Here is a 17,169-nt window from a genome sequence, read left to right on the forward strand (position 1 = left end):
TCTGGATTATCGTCGCGGTTTCCTGCGCCTTCAAAAGGGAGGTTGGGTCGGTGGAACCGAAAATCGATCCGTCGACGGTCAAACCGCAGGAGCAAGAGAAGCCGGAGAGCGCCGGCAAGCACGTGAAAGCCTTTGTCTGGATGATGATCCTGACCGCCATCGCCTTCATCCTCGTCGGAACCGGCTCCGTCTCCGCCGCCGTGGTGATTCCGATCCTCCTGTTCCTGGCATCCGTCCAGGTCGTGCTGCAGCTGTTCACCTTCATGCACCTGGATCAAAAGGGGAGCTTTTTCCCCATCCTGTTCGTGATCTGCGGCATCATCGGCGCCATCGTCTGCATCCTGGCGATGACTCTGTGGGTGTAGACAAACAAGATCGGGTGAAGGGAGATGTTCCCTTCACCCGTTTTTTTTGGGGAGGTCCCCCCGTACATACCAAGAAGAACTCCCTTCATCCCCTATAGCTCCAACTTCTCCAGGGCATGGGAGACGAACAAACGATGTCGCTTACGCATAAGGTTCTCGCGGTCGGGTTCCAATCCCCAGCCGGAAATCGACGATAGCGGCCTCAGCGCCGCATACAGGTCCCAGAGGGGAAGGTGGGTCAAATCGACGTCCGGCATCATGGATCGATACTCTTCCGTAAACCGCTGCATCGCTTCCTCCCCGAAGGCCCACAGGATCTCCAGGCGGGCATTGGCCACATCGGCGAGCGGATCTCCCAGGGCCGCATCCTCCCAGTCGATGACGGCCACCAGCCGTCCCTCCCTCCACAGGAGATTGCCCGGCCAAAAGTCCCCGTGCAGAAGGACATCCGGATTGACCTGCGGAAACGGCCACGCCCGCTCCAGGGCGCTCCGAATCCTCCCCTCGCTCCACTCACCCTTCGGGGAAACGGGGCGCTTTTCCAGGATTTTGCGGACCAACGCGTCCTGTCTCGGCAAAAAGGACAAATCGTGACGGGATGCGTCCACTTGGTGAATCCGGGACAGCTGGAAGGCCGTCTGGTGGAGGTAGGCGCTCTGATCCGCCGGATCATCCACCGTCTCGCCTTCGATGAATTCCATCACCAGATAGGGCGTGGAAAAGAGGTCGCAGGTAGTGTCCAGGGCATACGGTTCGGGAACGGGCAATCCGGCGGAGCGGAGGAGGCCCAGGAGGCGGTACTCGTCGGCCGCGATGCGGGGATTCCTCCGAAGATCCGCCTCTCCGTGCTGACGGAAGAGCATCTTACGCCTCCGGTCGTCCGGTCCTTCTGTCTCCAAAAGCGCCGTCCGCGCCGAAACGCCCCCCGAAAGTTCCCGGACGGAAAGCAAGCGGATCCGGGGATCGATTTTCCGAACCGCCCCTGCAAAGGCTTTATCCTCTTTGGAATCGGTCACTGAAAACACCGCCTTTTCGATGAAGCAATGAAAGCGGGTCTCCTCCCGGTGGGAGAAGACCCGCTCGATTCAGAACAACCGGCTCACCCACTGATACGCCTGGTAACCCAGGTAGATTCCGATGATGCCGAAAATGCCCGCCAAGGCCGGCGGCGCCGGGATCGGCAAACGGAAGAGGGAAAAGACAAACCCGGCGACAAACCCGGTCAAAGTGGACAACAAAATCAGCTTCACGATGCATCGCCTCCCCGGGCGAACGATTGATGGGGGATGAAAAGCCCAAGCCCTCATCCCGTGACAAACGGCCGTTCACATCTGATCCGGAGCACTTACGCCGATCAGGGACAGGCCGTTTTTGAGCACCTGGGCCACCCCCGAGAGAAGGGCAAGTCTCGCCCGCGACAGGTTCTCGTCGTCGCCGATCACCCGATAGGCTCTGTAATAGCTGTGGAAGAGGGCGGCCAGGTCATGCAGGTAACGTACCACCCGGTGGGGAGTGAGCTGCTGCGCCGCGCCGGCCACTTCATCGGGAAAAGCGGCCAGGGCCTGCAGCAGATCGTACTCCTGTTCCTCCGCGAGCAGGGAGAGGATTTCCGGATCGGTGGCGGGGGAAAGCCCCCGTTCCCCGGCCTGGCGGAAGACGCTCTGAATCCGGGCGTGGGCGTATTGGACATAATAGACCGGGTTCTCGTTGGACCGGGAGACCGCCAGGTCCATGTCGAAGTCCAGATGGCTGTCGGGGCTGCGCATGACGAAGAAATAGCGGACGGCGTCAATCCCCACCTCGTCCATCAGCTCTTCCAGGGTGACGGCCTTCCCCGTCCGTTTGGACATCTTGACCAGTTCTCCGCCCTGGTACAGCTTGACCATCTGGGTCACCAGCACCGTCAGTCGCTCCGGATCGTGTCCCTGGGCGGCGATGGCCGCCTTCATGCGGGGGATATATCCGTGGTGATCGGCGCCCCAGATGTTGATGAGGCGGTCGAAACCGCGGTTCAGTTTGTCGCGGTGGTAGGCGATGTCCGGGGTGAGGTAGGTGTAGGAACCGTCGCTTTTGACAAGGACGCGATCCTTGTCGTCGCCGAAGGCCGTCGATTTCAGCCACACCGCACCGTCCTTCTCGTAGGTGTATCCCCGGTCGGCCAGCTCCTTCAGCACCTGCTCGACCGCGCCGGATGAATAGAGGGATCGCTCGCTGAACCACACGTCGAACCGGACCCGGTACCGCTCCAGATCCCGGCGAATCTTGTCCAGCATCCGCTTCAACCCGTACTCCTTCAACCGGGAAAGCCGTTCTTCCCGATCGAGGGAAAGGAGTGAATCCCCCTCCCGTTCCGCCAGTTCCCGGGCCATGTCGATGATGTCCTGTCCCCGATATCCGTCCTCGGGAAATCGGCTCTCCTTCCCGAGGGCCTCCAGATAGCGGGCCTCCAGGGAAAGGGCGAGCATCCGGATCTGGTTGCCCGCATCGTTGATGTAGTACTCCCTGGTTACATCGTATCCGGCGGCTTCCAGGATATTGCACAGGGCATCCCCGACGGCGGCCCCGCGGGCGTGGCCGAGATGAAGGCTGCCCGTGGGGTTGGCGCTGACGAACTCCACGTTGACCCGCTGACCGCCGCCCGCTTCGGACCGCCCGTATCGGGCGCCGGCGGCCCGGATCTCCTCCAGCACTTCCGTCAAAAAGGAGCGGTCGAGGAAAAAGTTGATGAATCCGGGTCCCGCCACTTGAATATCGCGGACCCGGGCCCTGTCGCGGTCGATCCCCTCCACGATCCGGGCCGCGATCTCCCGGGGATTGGAACGGGCGATGCGGGTCAGCCTCATCGCCACGTTGGTGGCCAAATCCCCGTGGGCCTTTTCCCGGGGGATCTCCAATTCCACTTCCGGCATGTTATCTTCCGTAGCCAGTCCGGCGGAGAGCACCGCCTTTCTGATTTCCTCACGGAGTGCCTCCCGCATCCTCATCAGTACGGTCATCTCACGGCTCCTCCCTCCATTGAATATGTAGCTGGTAGGTTCCCAAGTTTTCCCCGCCCATCCGCAGATCGTAGGAAAAGCGCAATTCCCCGCCCCTTTCCCACCTGCGGCGGCGATAATCCAGGGTTTTCACTTCCATTTCGGTCTCTCCCGCCGGAGTGAGAACCCGGCTGGTGGCCGTTTTCCCGGGGCGGTAGGTGTGGCGGAAATCCAGACCGCCGCTGCGGATGACGGTGATGGAGTCCTCCTTCGCCCTCACCGTCGTCCGCGTTTCCGCATCCGCTTCGCCGCTTTCCACATATCTGAGCACCCATTCGTCCTGCTTCTCCGCAAACCGCCCCTGCGCCTCCCGGCGGATTTCCTCCACCCCGTTCTCGCCGAAAATGGTGGAGAAAACGCTCACTCTGACCGAAACCATCGCACTTCGCCCCTTCTCCCGATTTGTTCTCCTCAAGCCGGGACGAAACCCAGGAGCATCTCCCGCACCATCTTGGCGGCCACCACCGCCGTCTGATCCGTCGGATCGTAGGCGGGAGCCACCTCCACCAGGTCGGCCCCCACCACCTTCACTCCGGAGCGGGCGATGGCGTGAATCGATTCCATCAGCTCCCGGGAAGTGATGCCCGCGGGTTCCGGCGTTCCGGTTCCGGGAGCGAAGGCCGGGTCCAGGACGTCAATGTCCACCGTCACGTAAACGGGACGGTCCGCCAAGGCGGGAAGTTCTTCCATCAGCGGTTTCAGCACCTCGAAGGGGTGAAAGCGTATCCCGGAGGAGGCGGCGTATTCAAACTCTTCGCGGGTCCCCGAGCGGATTCCCAGCTGGATGACGTTTTCCGGGCCGATCAGCTCGGCGATTTTCCGCAGGGGAGTGGCATGGGAGAGGGTCTCCCCTTCGTATTCCGTCCGCAGGTCGGCGTGGGCGTCCATGTGGATGACGGCCAGGTCCGGATAATGCTTGTACACTTCCCGCACCGCCGGCCAGGTGACCAGATGCTCGCCCCCGAGGCCGATCGGCATTTTGTTCCGCTTAAGCACTTCTGCGACAAAGCGGCCGATTTCCTCCAGACTGCGCTCCGGGTTCCCGAAGGGGAGGGGGATGTCCCCGGCATCATAAAAGGGAACCTCCGCCAGTTCCCGTCGGAGATGGGGGCTGTATTCCTCCAGGACCAGGGAAACCTCGCGGATTCGCCGCGGACCGAACCGCGAACCCGGCCGAAAGCTGGCGGTCCAGTCCATCGGCATGCCGTAAATCACCGCCCGGGCCTCCTCCAGCTCCGGCTTGGCGGCGATGAACACGTTGCCGGAATAAGCTTCCTCCGCACGCATCCGATCACCTCATTTCGTCAGCTCGGCCACGTATTTGGGCAGAGCGAACAGTGCCTTGTGCATTTCCGGAGTATAGTACTTCGTTTCGGGACGGTGCAGCTTGATCTCATCCACTTCCAGGGGGTCGTACACCTTGGACCCCAGGGTAAAGCTCCACAGCCCGCTGGGATAGGTGGGGACGCTGGCGGTGTACAACCGGGCGATCGGGAAGAGATCGGCAATATCGTGATAGACGCGGGCGATCAGGTCGCGGTTGAACCACGGGGATTCCGACTGCGCCACCATGATGCCGTCCCGGCGCAGGGCGTGGAAAATCCGCTCGTAGAAATCCCGCTGAAACAGCCCCACCGCCGGTCCGATCGGCTCCGTCGAATCCACCAGAATCACGTCGTAGGCATTTTTCACTTCTTCCACGTGCCGGATGCCGTCTTCAATCCGGACCCGCACCCGGGGATCGTCCAACGCGCCGGCGATGGCGGGGAAGTAGGTCTTCGCCACCTCGATCACCCGCTCGTCGATCTCCACCAGGGTGGCCGTCTCCACCGTGGGGTATTTCAACACTTCGCGGATCGCTCCGCCGTCCCCGCCGCCGATCACCAACACGTCCTTCGGCTCGGGATGGGTGTTCATCGCCACGTGAGCGATCATTTCGTGATAAACGAATTCATCCTTGTCCGTGGTCATCACCATGCCGTCGAGCAGAAGCATGTTGCCGAATTGCCGGGTCTCAATCACATCGACAGTCTGGTATTTGGTCTCTTCGTGATGAAGAGTGCGTACAATCTTGCTGGTGATCCCGTGATCGGGCGTTTGCTTTTCCGTAAACCACAATTCCATCTGAAGCTTATCCATAAGGCTCTCCTTCCATCCCTTCAAGTAAGAGTCTCCGATATTTTTTCCAACACCATCCTTAGAATAAAGCAACTCTCCTCCAACCTCAACGAAAAACACGTCACCTTCCCGAAAGGTATAATCTTCCACCCCTTCTCCCATACTGTTGACAAACCATCCACAACCGGTTGAGCCGACATCGAAAAGGGAGCGTGACGGGATGGGCGACGGCATGAACCAACTTCCCCCGGATCCGACGCTGGAGGGGATTCCCGCTTGGCGGTGGATGGCTCGGGGAAAACGCCTGCTGAAACTTTCGGGAATCATCCTGTTGTCCCTGGCGGCCATCCTTCTCGTGACCCTCCTTTACCTGAAGTCCCGCCCCCTCCCGCCGCCGGACATCCCGATGACCACCAAGGTCTACGATATCCGCGGAAACCTGATCGACCAGATGGACAGGGGAGAACACCGGGATCCCGTCCAGCTCCGGGACGTTCCCCGCCACCTGATCCTGGCCACCCTCGCCGCCGAAGACCGAACCTTTTACGACCATTTCGGCCTTTCCCTCCGCGGCATCGCCCGGGCCGCGCTGGTCAATCTGCGGGAAATGCGTATCGCCCAAGGGGCCAGCACGATCACCCAGCAGCTGGCGAGAAACCTGTATTTGACCAGCGACCGGACCTGGTCCCGCAAATGGAAGGAGGCGGTGCTCGCCGTCCAGCTGGAACTGCATTTCTCCAAGGACAAAATCCTGGAGATGTACCTGAATGAAGTGTATTACGGCAACGGTGCCTACGGCATCCAGCGGGCTGCGCAAACCTATTTCGGTAAACCGGCCAAGCAGCTCACCCTGGCGGAAAGCGCCTTCCTGGCCGGCCTGCCCCGGGGGCCCAAATGGTATTCGCCCTATACGTCGATGGAACGGGTCAAGCGGCGGCAACACGCCATTCTGGACACCATGGTCCGGTCCGGCTGGATCACGCCCTCCCAAGCCGCCCGGGCAAAGGCCCAACACATCGCCTTGGCCCCAAAACCGAAACCCTCTCCCTCGAGGGCCCCGTATTTTCGGGATTACATCATCCAGACGGCGATCAACCGTTACGGATTGAAGGAATCGGAGCTGAGGGGCGGCGGACTCCGCATCTACACGACGCTGGATATGGATATGCAGCGCGAGGCGGAAGAGGCCGTGAAGCGGTATCTGGGGAACAGGGAAGGGCTGCAGGGAGCGCTGTTGGCGATCGATCCGAAAAACGGGCACATCCGAGCGATGGTCGGCGGAAAGGATTACCGAACATCCCAATATAACCGGGTCTTTGCGCGCCGGCAACCCGGATCCTCCTTCAAACCGATTCTTTACCTGGCCGCCCTGGAAAAGGGGTTCACTCCCGTCACCAAGCTGGAAAGCAAGCCGACCGCCTTCCCCTATGAAGGGGGAACCTATCGTCCCGCCAACTTTCGGAACCGATACGCGGGCCGTCCCATCACCCTGAGGGAAGCCATCGCCCGTTCGGACAATGTTTACGCCGTGCAAACCCATTTCCTGATCGGGCGGGATCGGCTCGTGGAAATGGCACGCCGGTTGGGATTCACCTCTCCCTTCAAGCCGGTTCCCTCCCTCGCCCTGGGCAGCATTCCGGTCTCTCCCTACGAGATGACCAGGGCCTACGCCGCCCTGGCCTCCGGGGGCGTTCTCACCGAACCGGTGGGCATCCTGCGGATCGAAGACGCCGAGGGAAAAACGATCGCCGAAAGCCGTCCGGAACAAAGGCGCGTGGCTTCGGAAGCGGAGACCTTCGTACTGACCCATCTGCTTCGAAGCGTCTTCGAGTCCGGGGGAACGGGTCACCGGGTCAAGCAGATCTTCCCCTATCCGAGCGCCGGCAAAACCGGTTCGACGGACTGGGACGGATGGCTGGCGGGGTACACGCCCGATCTGGCCGCGACGGTCTGGGTGGGATACGACCGCGCCAAAAAATTGCCCCATGAAGAGGGACGGCTCGCCCAAATGATCTGGGGGACCTTCATGCAGAAGTCCCACTCCGGAAAATCCGCCCGCACCTTCACCGTCCCGGACGGGGTGAAGGGGGTTTACGTGGATCCGGACACGGGACATCTGGCCACGAAGCGATGCCCCAAGGTGCGCTGGGAATACTTTATCGCCGGCACCGAGCCGAAAGAGAGCTGTCCCGTTCACCCCTCGCCGGAAACGGAGGAGAAGGGCGGAGGGTCCCTCTGGGATTGGATCAGAAAATGGATTCCGGGCCTCTGAAAAAAGCAAACCCTGCGGCGCTGCCTCAGGGTTTGCAAGACTGCTGATAAACTCAAATCCCGGGAGTCGGGAAGCGATTTTCCGCCTCACTCCATACAGCGACAAAAGTCGCTCGGCGGAAAATCGCCCCCTGATACTTTGTCGAGGGTTTGCTATGCAAGCCGGGACTGCGGCGAGGCTTCAGCACTCTTGGCTGCCGCCGGTTTCCCCCTCGCCGTCGGCCCAGACCCCGTCGTTGTGAATGACGATCATTCCCGCCTGTTCCAGCTCCTTCAGCACTTCAAACAGGCTTTCCCTCTTTTCGGGCGGAAGTTCGCGGACAAATCGGTTGATCTCCTCGGGCGGAACCCGGTTGGAGAAATGAACGCCCCCGTGGCGGGCAAAGTGCTCCTGCCGTTCCGGCATGGATCCCTCCCTCCTTTCCCCCTTAGGTTGTGCGAAAAGGCCCCGGTTTATGGGGGAGGAAGGACATGTCATCCGCACTTTCCCAGCGGAACCGCCGCGATCTTCCCGATGGATCCGCCCGGTGAGGCAGGCTTGATCCCCTTTACAGGTCCCTCATAAATCAGCCGTTTGTTTTCCACGGCGAAAAGATCATCCGGTCGGACGAGCTCCGGCGCCTTATCGCTGTGAAAGACACCGGCGTTCATCAGAATATGGGCCACAAACTGGGAACAAAAATAGCGGTTCTTCCTTTTGACGGGCCTGTTTGTGATCACTCCGAACAACCCCAGGAAATTGTACCGGTACTTTTCCTTTTCCTTCAGGAATTCCTCGATCTGTTCCCGTATGGAGCGATGCTGTTCCTCACTCACTTCGATTTCGTATATCAGGCATTCGCTGTCGGGGAACTTCCTGTAGACTCCATCGCGCAGGTCCTCTACGACAAAACCCCCGGCAAAGGGATTGTCAGGATTCAGCCGCCCGAAGGAGTACATGTTGGTAAAACGGTCGTCAAAACTGATGGAGGCATGGGGATATTTCAGGCTCGAGATGATGCCAATCATCCTGGAAAGCCAGGTTCCCGTCCTCGTGAACACCAGGTATATATGCTTGTGATTCATGGGGACATCGGCTCCTTCAGTTGAACATGTCGGAAAGAGCGACGCCATGGACCTAAAGCCCCATCACCTTCCGGTCATCGTCCCTTTCTGCCGTCAGGGACCGCCCTTGGTCCTTTTCCAACGCCAGACCCACGGATCGCTGCATCGACCGGGTTCCGCCGACTACCGCCTTCATTTTACAAGGACGTTCCTCCCGGTCCATCGAGCTGCAGCCCGATTTCGCATCCGCCCCGGGTCGGATTAGCCAAAACCCAACCGGAAAGAGCGAGAGTCTCTTCCCCCTCGCTCCTTATCGTTCATGCGGATCAGACAACCTCATATGCGCAAAAAAAAACCGAAACGGCGGGCTCGATGCCCGCCGCTTCGGTGTCCTAGCTAGATGGTGTTCCGGTCACTTGGCTTCCGCTCCCGCCGAACCCGGCGGAGCCTGTGTTGAAACGGTTGGTTTCCGCTTTCAAAACGGAAACTCCACGCCAACCTATACCCAGTGTACTGCCCCTTGTGGGCGGAAACAAGGCAACTTGTGAATTGTTCACACAGCGTTCATTTTTCTTCGTCGACGGCCAGCGCCTGCTTCAATTCCTCCGATGAATTGTCCCACATTTTTTCATCGTGGCTGATCAACAAATCCCTGAGGGCCTTTTTCTCCACCTGCCCCAGCTCGCTTACCCGAATGCGCCGCTTCAGGGCATCATCCATGCGGTTCACGTGGTGGGCGAGGATCTTCCATCCCCGGCGGGCCTCCCGGTCGATCAACATCGGGCAAGCCGCCACACCGGCGTAATACGGACCCTTTTCATTCTGGTCCACCGTCACCCAAACCACCCAATAAAGCTCGCCGTTGGGGACGTCCTCCTTGTTGGTGGAAAATTTGATTCCCCGTTCCACGGAACTCTTGGCGTGGATGAGACCCAGATCGATCTTGGCCTCGTCACCGTGGATCAGCACGGAGGAGAGGTTGCTCAAGTTGAGCGTCCCCGTCACATACCCACCGTGGGTGGTGAAATCACCGGAACGAGAGATGATGTTGAAACCCTTTTTTCCCTTTTTCATGCTACGTTCCCCCTGTTTCTCCTATTTTATCTCACAACAAGGGGGGGCGCAAAGCCAGGATGGTTTCCTCGGCGGCCGTCTCTTCCTTCTCCTTCCCGCGACGCGCTGAAGGTTCCGCTTCGGCGTACCCGCCCCGCCGGGGATTTCCTTCTTCCTTTCCCGCCACCGGGGGAATGGCGACCGGGGATGCGTTTAACTGCTGGATCGGAAGGTGGATGTTAAAGATCGTGCCGCGGCCCGGCTGGCTGGTGACGTGGATCTGTCCTCCGTGATCGGAGATGATGCGGTGGCAGATGGACAGGCCCATTCCCGTTCCGTCTCCCTTGGTGGTGAAGAAGGGATCGAAGATCCGGGACATGTGTTCCGGCTGGATTCCGCACCCGTTATCCTGCACGCGAATATGAATCCGGTCTCGCAGCTCCTTCCATCGGATCCACACCCGTCCCTTCTCCCCGAGGGATTCCAGGCCGTTTTTGATCAGATTGATCAGCACCTGCTTCAACCTTTCCGGATCCCCTTCCATCATGACGGGGGAGGGGGGAGGCTCGGCCGTCAGCTGATGCCCGTCCAAAATGGCCTTCGGTTCCAGCAGGCGGAGCACGTCGGCGATCAGCCCGTCCAACTCAAACCGGACAAAGCGGGAGGGCCTCGTATCGCTCAAGTCGAGGAATTGCTTCAGAAGATCGTTGATCCGGTCGATTTCGGGGAGGATGATCGACTCCCACTTTTTCATCTCCTCGGATTCCATCATGGAGATCTGGATAAATCCGCGGATGGAGGTGAGGGGATTGCGGATCTCGTGGGCGAGTCCCGCCGCCAGTTGACCGATTGCCGACAGTTTTTCCAGATGGCGCTGCCGCTCTTCCTCTTCGTGCCTGATCCGCCGCTGTTCAATCGAGAGCCGGTGTTCGGCCAGGCGAATCAGCTCGGCGGCGCTCTGCGCCTCCCGGGGATAGCTGGCCGTCGCCCAGCAGAAATGGATGAAGCTTCGCTCCTCCCGCAGTTCGGAAAACACCGACTCGATGGCCTCCAAGGCATGGCGCAGATCCGAATCGTCACCGATCAATCCCACGGCGAACTGATCCCCTTCGTATCGGGCCACCTGGGCGTAGGAGGGGAGACTTCGCTTCAGGCGTCGGGCGATGGTGACCAACAGCTGGTCCCCGGCATCGGTTCCTTCCTGCAGGTTGATCTGCTGAAAATCAACCAGGTCGATACAGATGACGTGATAAGACTGGTCCGGCGCGCAGCGGGCCAAGCTGCGCGTCAACTGCTCCTGAAATCCGCTGAAGTTGTAGAGCCCCGTCAGGTAATCGCGCCGGGACATCTCCTCCAGTTGGACGATGTACTCGTGCAGCGATCGATGAGCTTCGTTCACCCGTTCGATCAGCTGCCGGTTTTCCCGCTTCAACTGGAAGTTCTCCTTCCGGACTTTCCGGAGGGTCCGGATGAGACAGGCGTTGAGGACAAAATAGAGGCCGACTTCAAGGATTGCGGGAAAATTTTCGTAAATCAGCCCGGCATGGAAGCGGCCCGCCAACACGTCATCCATCCAGGGCATCCCCTGATACACCAGGAACATCATCGCAGTGACCAGGAACGTGCATTCCCGGGAGAAGCGGAAGGAAACGACCGCCTGGGTAAGCAGAAACACCCACAGAAGGGGGAGCCATCCGTCCGTGAACAGCGCACGAAGAAGGATGAGTGCACACAAAGCGCCCGCAAGGTAGAGAAAGGCCGGAAGCTTCCGAAACAGCGACAGCCACAGGATCAGAAAGAGAAGGACACCGCCGAACACGGCCCAACGTGTCGACGGATCGGTCAACGCTGTCAGGGGAATGGTCAGGGCATCCAGCCGATCCGTCAATTCCCACACGAGCATCACCACCTCAGCACCCCGAATTTTGTCCCCGATGTCGAAGTCCCTCTCATCATCTTTCCATTGTTTGCACCGAATTTCCTTCTAAGAATAAGCACTTCGACAAAATATTTCAATTTATGACCCAAAAATACGACCGGACGGAATATAATGAAAAAGGAGGATAGTACGATTAAATTAGACGAAAATCGGGTACTTAGGGTACTGCCTTCAATATTTTTCCGAGGGGGGAACGGCATTGTCCGAAAAGAAGCGGGAAATCGCCCGGTCCATTCTGGAGAAAGTGGGCGGGGTGACCAACATCGACACACTCCAACATTGCATGACGCGCATCCGGTTGACCCTGCACGACCCGGATCGGGTGAAGGAAGATGAAATCCGAGCGATTCCCGGAGTGGCCGGAATCGTGCACTCATCCAATCAGCTTCAAATCATTCTGGGGCCGGGAACCGCCGCACAGGTCGCTCGGGAGATGGCCGAGGAAACGGGGCTCAAACTCGGGGAAGTGCGGGATCCGGAGGCGGAGAAACAGGATCGCAGCCGCGGGCCGGTCCAGCGCTTTCTGCGTAAGCTTGCCAACATTTTCGTCCCGCTGATCCCGGCGATCATCGCCGGCGGGATCATCATGGGACTGACCAACACGGTGGTCTATTCCTTCGATCTCGACCAGGAGAGCACCCTGGTCCTGCTGTTGAACGCCATCAGCAAGGTGGTGTTCACCTACCTCGCCGTCTTCGTCGGCATCAACACCGCCCGGGAATTCGGCGGAACGCCGGCCTTGGGAGGCGTCGCCGGAGGATTGATCATCCTGCCCGAAATTGCGGACATCACCCTGTTCGGCACCGCCCTCGTCCCGGGACGCGGAGGACTGATCGGGGCGTTGCTCGCCGCCTGGTTCATCAGTTTGGCGGAGCGGAACATCCGCCGCTTCGTCCCCAAAGTGATCGATATCATGGTGACACCGCCGCTGGCACTGCTGGTGACAGGCGTGATCACCTATCTGGTGCTGCAACCGATCGGGGGATGGATTTCGGACGGAATCACCCAGGGTCTGACCGCCTTGATGGACAAAGGGGGAATCGTCGCCGGGGCGGTGCTTGCCGGCACCTTCCTGCCCTTGGTCATGACCGGCCTTCACCACGGTCTCATCCCCATCCACATGGAACTCCTCAACAAGACGGGGCTGGACCCGCTGTGGACGATTCTGGCCATGGCCGGAGCGGGCCAGGTGGGTGCGGCTCTGGCCGTCTACGTAAAGACCCGCAGCCAGACCCTCAAAAACGTCATCAAGGGCGCCGTCCCGGTCGGCATGCTGGGAATCGGCGAACCGCTCATCTTCGGCGTCACCCTGCCCCTCGGACGTCCCTTTGTAACCGCTTGCCTCGGAGCGGCGGTGGGCGGAGCCTTCCAGGCGGCGTTGAATACAGCCACCGTCGCCATCGGCATATCCGGGATTCCCGCCGTCCTCCTGATGCAGCCGGGGCAGAGCCTTCTCTACTTGCTGGGAGTGTTGATCGCCTACGTCGCCGGGTTCGCCTTCACCTATCTGTTCGGTTTCCACAGGGAAATGGACCAAAACTACGAATCCCAGCGAATCGGGGTGTAACGATTTCTTTCCTTAAATTAATGAGACAATGGGGGAGGGGCCTGCCGGCGGAGCGGAGGCTCCTCCCGGGTTCCGGTCCGTCCTCCCGGTTCCGTGGGCCGGAGGTTTTCCCGAAGATGCCCGGTACAGGCCGGATGGGCATTCTTCGGAAAACGCGGGACTGTCAAACCGGCAGGAACAAAAAACCATCCACGACCCTCTGGAAGATCTCCATCGGCCGGATGGATGAGGCGTCAAAACTCGTTGGACCTTAGAACAAAAGGGAGGAGGAGAGGTGTGTTGCCTTCCGGGAAGGCCGCCCCCTCCTCCTCATTTTCCCATGAAATTCAAAGCCCCAGCGATTCTCTAAAAATTCCAAATCCCAGCGGAGGGCCGTCTCCTCCGTAGGCGGCCGGATCCCGCTCCGCCTGCCATCTCAGGTTCTCTTGCCGTTTTCCAGCGAACGGCCCCGTCCCGTCACGACCAGATCCTCCCATCCGTAGGAATCCTTGACCCCTCTCGACGAAGGGAACGATCCCGCGGAACCGTCTTCCCACATCATGTTTCCGACACCCGCCCAGGCCGGGGAACGGGATTCATCCCGCCGCTCCACGCCGGAAGCGGAAGTATGTACCGGGTATTCCGAAGAATGGAAAACAGGGCGCCGAGGAGACATCAGGGTGTGGTTGATGGTCCGCTGCAGCACGTTTTTGATCTCTTCGCTCCGGAAACCGGGTTCCAGCCGCATGACCCAATCGTAGACGGAACCGTCGTCTTCCGTGAAGGTCACATTTCGCTGAGTGGGAGGAAGGGTCGGCATGTTGTTCAATTGTTCCCGGAAAGCGGAAACTTCACAAACGGTATCCAGGGGGAACACCGTCCCTTTCAGATACGACAGGATACAGAACTTGACCAATACGGGAAATTGCCCCCGCGGCAGGGTTTCGTACCAATAGCGAATGATCCGGTCCTTCTTCCCGATATACACACCGACGGTGATCGACATCCGACTTCACCTCATCCGCACATGATTTTTTTCATTCCGGGATCGGCTTGTCCTCCCGGAGATGATCCTTGCTCCCGACGAAGAATCTCTGACGTTTTACCAAGATTGTTCTGAACCTTTCGTTATTACCGATACTATCAGGACCCCAGCGGGACGTCAACCGGAGATTTTGTCGAAGATACAGAAATTTAAATATAATTTTTATGTCGAAACGGGGCGGATTATACAATCAGGCGGTGATACTTCAGTATTTTTGCGAAGAGATCCCTTCTGCCTATTTTAGAGAACATTTTAAATTGTGGCCTCGTGTTCACCTCAAAGATCCACGGGTGCCCGTTCCGGTCCAGTCCGACGTCGATTCCCAGCTCCCGAAGGCCCGGAAAGCGATCATTCAACACCTCCGCAACCCGCTCGGCCATGCGATGGAGCTCCCGGATCATCCACTCCCTTGCCACAGGTTCGCGGATTACCGCCTTCAAAGCGGTCTCCACCGGCAGGGGATGTCCTCCCCGGCAATAGTTGGTCACGAACCGTCCGGACGCGGCCACTTTGGCCACCATTCCCGAAACGATCCACCGGCGGCCCGGCTTCTGCAGCAGAATCCGAAGATCAAAGGGGGACCCGCGGTAAAGCGCCAGGGGAATCCCCTGCTGGACCAGATAATGCTTTTCGGGGGAGAGACAGGATTCAACGGCGGCAAAAAGACGCCGACGGTCCACTTCCCTGCATCGCGTCCGGAAACAGACGCGAAAGCGCCCCTCATCCCGCTTCTCGATCCGAAGGATGCCCACGCCTCCGCCGCCCTTGTCCGGTTTGACGTAGACGGTCCGGTGCCTCTCCAGCATCTCCTCGAGATTCTGCCGGGTATACCACAGGGTCTCGGGGATCACTCCCCGGAGGGACGGATCCCGCTGAAGCACTCTGGTTTTCAACATTTTGCTGGCGATCTGCTGGTAACGGCGGATTCTCCGCACCTTGCTCATGCTTCGCCCTCCCTGCATCCTTCGCTTTCCCCAGTATATTCCTTTCCCGGCCGCCGGGAACAAGGCGTTTGCCCAAGGAGGCACCCTTTTCCTCCATCTCCCAAACGGCGCCGGACTCCTCCCATGTTACACTTAAGGCAAGCAGATTGTTTCAGTGGAAGGATTGTGCGACAATGATGTCGAATAGGAAACAAATTCGCAGGTTGACCTGGCTCGCCCTATTCCTGGCGGGACTCGCCCTGCTCACCCTGACCAAGGGGTTTCACCATGTGTCGGCGGCGGCGCGCCCCGTGATATACGAAGGAAGCGAATGGTTGGAAGGATGGCGGTTCCGGGGCAACCTGCAGCTTGAAACGGAGCGGTTCATCCTCCATTATCCTCCGTCGATGGAAGGGGAAGCGAAAGCGATCCTTCGGGAGGCGGAGCGGGTGGCCGAGGATTTCGAACGGATGTTTGATTTCCGTCTGAAAAAACCCGTACCCGTCTACCTGTTTCCCGACCGTGAGACCATGCAGCGACGCTTTTCCTGGCCGCCGGATCAAAGCGCGACCGGGGTCTACTACGCCGGAGGAATCTATCTTCTCAATCCCGAAGAATGGATGGAGGAACCCCTTACCGACCATCGCCGGGAAGAGTGGCAACGCCGCTTCCATGAAGAGGGTCCCCTGTATCATGAATTCGCCCATCTCTTCCTGGATGCGGTGACCCGGGGCAATGTGCCCCGCTGGTACAACGAGGCCTTCGCCCAGTGGGTGGAGTACCGGACGGTGGGATACGAATGGCGGGTTCCCGAAAACCGACTCGATCAAAATCCGATCTACAGCTACCCGGACCTTCGCGACCGGTTTGACCATTTGTCCAACAAGGCCATGGCCTACCGCCAGTCCTTCCTTTTTTTCAGCCATCAGCTGGATGAAAAGGGATGGGAAGCCGTACGCAGGCTTCACCGGGATCTGGCGAAGGGATTCTCCTTTGACAAGGCTTGGGAACGGGCCTTTGACGAGTCCGTGGAACAATCGTTTCACAGGTGGCAACAAGCCTCTCATACCGCCCGTTTCCACTGAGGGGGGTTGATGATGTCCGCAAAAATCCTGGTGGTGGAAGATGAAAAGCCCATTGCCGACATCCTGCAGTTCAACCTGGAACGGGAAGGTTTCGAGGTGGAATGCGTCCATGACGGAGAGGAGGCGCTCCGTCGCGTCTTCGCCGATCCCCCGGATCTGATCCTGCTGGACCTGATGCTGCCCAAGATGGATGGGATCGAAGTGTGTCGCCGGGTCCGCCAGTCCTTTCAGATGCCGATCATCATGGTGACGGCCAAGGACTCGGAAGTGGACAAAGTGCTGGGGCTCGAGATGGGAGCCGACGATTATGTGACCAAACCCTTCAGCAACCGGGAACTCCTGGCGCGGATCAAGGCGAACCTCCGCCGCAGCCATCAGCCGGAGGGCGGATCCTCCGCCAACATCCTGCGCATCGGCGATCTGGTGATCGACTGGAACAGCTACCTGGTGACCAAGAACGGCGCGACGGTGGATCTGTCGCACCGGGAATTTGAGCTGCTTTCCTACATGGCCAAACACGTCGGTCAGGTGCTGACCCGGGAACACCTGCTCCGATCCGTGTGGGGATACGACTACTTCGGCGACATGCGGACGGTGGACGTGGCCATTCGCCGGCTGCGTGAAAAAATCGAGGATGATCCGAGCAATCCCGAATACATCATCACCCGCCGGGGGCTGGGATACACCATGCGCGATCCCTCCGCCGACAGGTGATCGCCATGTTGAATCGTCGAGTTCGGGAGTT

The 17,169-nt window shown here is 59.3% G+C and carries 18 protein-coding genes; 5 read left to right on the plus strand and 13 right to left on the minus strand.

All coding sequences use genetic code 11. The features are described 5' to 3' along the window. Window positions 1–50 precede the first annotated feature (50 nt). Complete coding sequence (locus tag CLV97_RS03045) at window positions 51–365, plus strand: cytochrome C oxidase subunit IV family protein (protein WP_106344046.1); 315 nt, start codon at window positions 51–53, stop codon at window positions 363–365. Window positions 366–457: 92 nt separating this feature from the next. Here CLV97_RS03045 and CLV97_RS03050 read toward each other — a convergent pair whose 3' ends face one another. From CLV97_RS03050 to speE, 6 genes are all read right to left on the minus strand, one after another. Beyond that, complete coding sequence (locus tag CLV97_RS03050) at window positions 458–1,381, minus strand: phosphotransferase family protein (protein ID WP_211295664.1); 924 nt, start codon at window positions 1,379–1,381, stop codon at window positions 458–460. A gap of 69 nt (window positions 1,382–1,450) precedes the next feature. Continuing rightward, window positions 1,451–1,615: a XapX domain-containing protein gene (locus tag CLV97_RS03055; protein ID WP_106344047.1), complete on the minus strand. Its 165-nt coding sequence runs from the start codon at window positions 1,613–1,615 to the stop codon at window positions 1,451–1,453. 75 nt (window positions 1,616–1,690) lie between these two features. Further along, window positions 1,691–3,361 (minus strand): arginine--tRNA ligase, encoded by a 1,671-nt coding sequence (gene argS, locus CLV97_RS03060; RefSeq protein WP_106344048.1) that lies wholly within the window; start codon window positions 3,359–3,361, stop codon window positions 1,691–1,693. Between the two features lies 1 nt (window position 3,362). Next, window positions 3,363–3,779, minus strand: coding sequence for a YwiB family protein (locus tag CLV97_RS03065; RefSeq protein WP_106344049.1), 417 nt, complete (start codon window positions 3,777–3,779; stop codon window positions 3,363–3,365). A 32-nt stretch (window positions 3,780–3,811) separates the two neighbouring features. Then, window positions 3,812–4,687 carry an agmatinase gene (gene speB / locus CLV97_RS03070; RefSeq protein ID WP_106344050.1) on the minus strand — a complete coding sequence of 292 codons (876 nt, stop codon included), beginning with the start codon at window positions 4,685–4,687 and terminating at the stop codon, window positions 3,812–3,814. A gap of 9 nt (window positions 4,688–4,696) precedes the next feature. Next, window positions 4,697–5,524 carry a polyamine aminopropyltransferase gene (gene speE, locus CLV97_RS03075; protein ID WP_106344148.1) on the minus strand — a complete coding sequence of 276 codons (828 nt, stop codon included), beginning with the start codon at window positions 5,522–5,524 and terminating at the stop codon, window positions 4,697–4,699. A 214-nt stretch (window positions 5,525–5,738) separates the two neighbouring features. Here speE and CLV97_RS03080 point away from each other — a divergent pair, with 214 nt between their 5' ends. After that, window positions 5,739–7,790 carry a transglycosylase domain-containing protein gene (locus tag CLV97_RS03080; RefSeq protein WP_106344051.1) on the plus strand — a complete coding sequence of 684 codons (2,052 nt, stop codon included), beginning with the start codon at window positions 5,739–5,741 and terminating at the stop codon, window positions 7,788–7,790. A 180-nt stretch (window positions 7,791–7,970) separates the two neighbouring features. On the opposite strand, the gene CLV97_RS03085 is transcribed toward CLV97_RS03080, so the two are convergent. The 5 genes from CLV97_RS03085 to CLV97_RS03100 all read right to left on the minus strand — a co-directional run bounded on the left by CLV97_RS03085 (window position 7,971) and on the right by CLV97_RS03100 (window position 11,789). Then, entirely contained in the window at window positions 7,971–8,195 is a 225-nt protein-coding gene (locus CLV97_RS03085) for a hypothetical protein (protein WP_106344052.1), read from the minus strand. A 68-nt stretch (window positions 8,196–8,263) separates the two neighbouring features. Continuing rightward, on the minus strand, window positions 8,264–8,854 hold the full coding sequence (locus tag CLV97_RS03090; protein ID WP_211295665.1) for a C40 family peptidase: 591 nt from the start codon (window positions 8,852–8,854) through the stop codon (window positions 8,264–8,266). Window positions 8,855–8,906: 52 nt separating this feature from the next. Next, on the minus strand, window positions 8,907–9,029 hold the full coding sequence (locus CLV97_RS18725) for a hypothetical protein (protein WP_281257573.1): 123 nt from the start codon (window positions 9,027–9,029) through the stop codon (window positions 8,907–8,909). 368 nt (window positions 9,030–9,397) lie between these two features. Beyond that, complete coding sequence (locus CLV97_RS03095) at window positions 9,398–9,907, minus strand: YwhD family protein (RefSeq protein ID WP_106344053.1); 510 nt, start codon at window positions 9,905–9,907, stop codon at window positions 9,398–9,400. A 31-nt stretch (window positions 9,908–9,938) separates the two neighbouring features. Next, window positions 9,939–11,789, minus strand: coding sequence for a sensor histidine kinase (locus tag CLV97_RS03100; protein WP_106344054.1), 1,851 nt, complete (start codon window positions 11,787–11,789; stop codon window positions 9,939–9,941). Window positions 11,790–12,024: 235 nt separating this feature from the next. Here CLV97_RS03100 and CLV97_RS03105 point away from each other — a divergent pair, with 235 nt between their 5' ends. Further along, window positions 12,025–13,392: a PTS transporter subunit EIIC gene (locus CLV97_RS03105; protein WP_106344055.1), complete on the plus strand. Its 1,368-nt coding sequence runs from the start codon at window positions 12,025–12,027 to the stop codon at window positions 13,390–13,392. A 415-nt stretch (window positions 13,393–13,807) separates the two neighbouring features. Here CLV97_RS03105 and CLV97_RS03115 read toward each other — a convergent pair whose 3' ends face one another. Continuing rightward, complete coding sequence (locus tag CLV97_RS03115; protein ID WP_106344057.1) at window positions 13,808–14,377, minus strand: hypothetical protein; 570 nt, start codon at window positions 14,375–14,377, stop codon at window positions 13,808–13,810. Window positions 14,378–14,598: 221 nt separating this feature from the next. Then, window positions 14,599–15,360: a YheC/YheD family protein gene (locus tag CLV97_RS03120; protein ID WP_170070339.1), complete on the minus strand. Its 762-nt coding sequence runs from the start codon at window positions 15,358–15,360 to the stop codon at window positions 14,599–14,601. A gap of 176 nt (window positions 15,361–15,536) precedes the next feature. Between CLV97_RS03120 and CLV97_RS03125 the strand changes: the two genes are divergently transcribed. Together CLV97_RS03125 and yycF are read left to right on the plus strand one after the other, a co-directional pair. Next, complete coding sequence (locus CLV97_RS03125; RefSeq protein WP_146130395.1) at window positions 15,537–16,424, plus strand: peptidase MA family metallohydrolase; 888 nt, start codon at window positions 15,537–15,539, stop codon at window positions 16,422–16,424. A 12-nt stretch (window positions 16,425–16,436) separates the two neighbouring features. Then, complete coding sequence (gene yycF / locus CLV97_RS03130) at window positions 16,437–17,138, plus strand: response regulator YycF (protein WP_106344060.1); 702 nt, start codon at window positions 16,437–16,439, stop codon at window positions 17,136–17,138. Window positions 17,139–17,169: the final 31 nt, after the last annotated feature.

This window comes from Planifilum fimeticola (assembly GCF_003001905.1).
GTDB classification, from domain to species: Bacteria; Bacillota; Bacilli; order Thermoactinomycetales; family DSM-44946; genus Planifilum; species Planifilum fimeticola.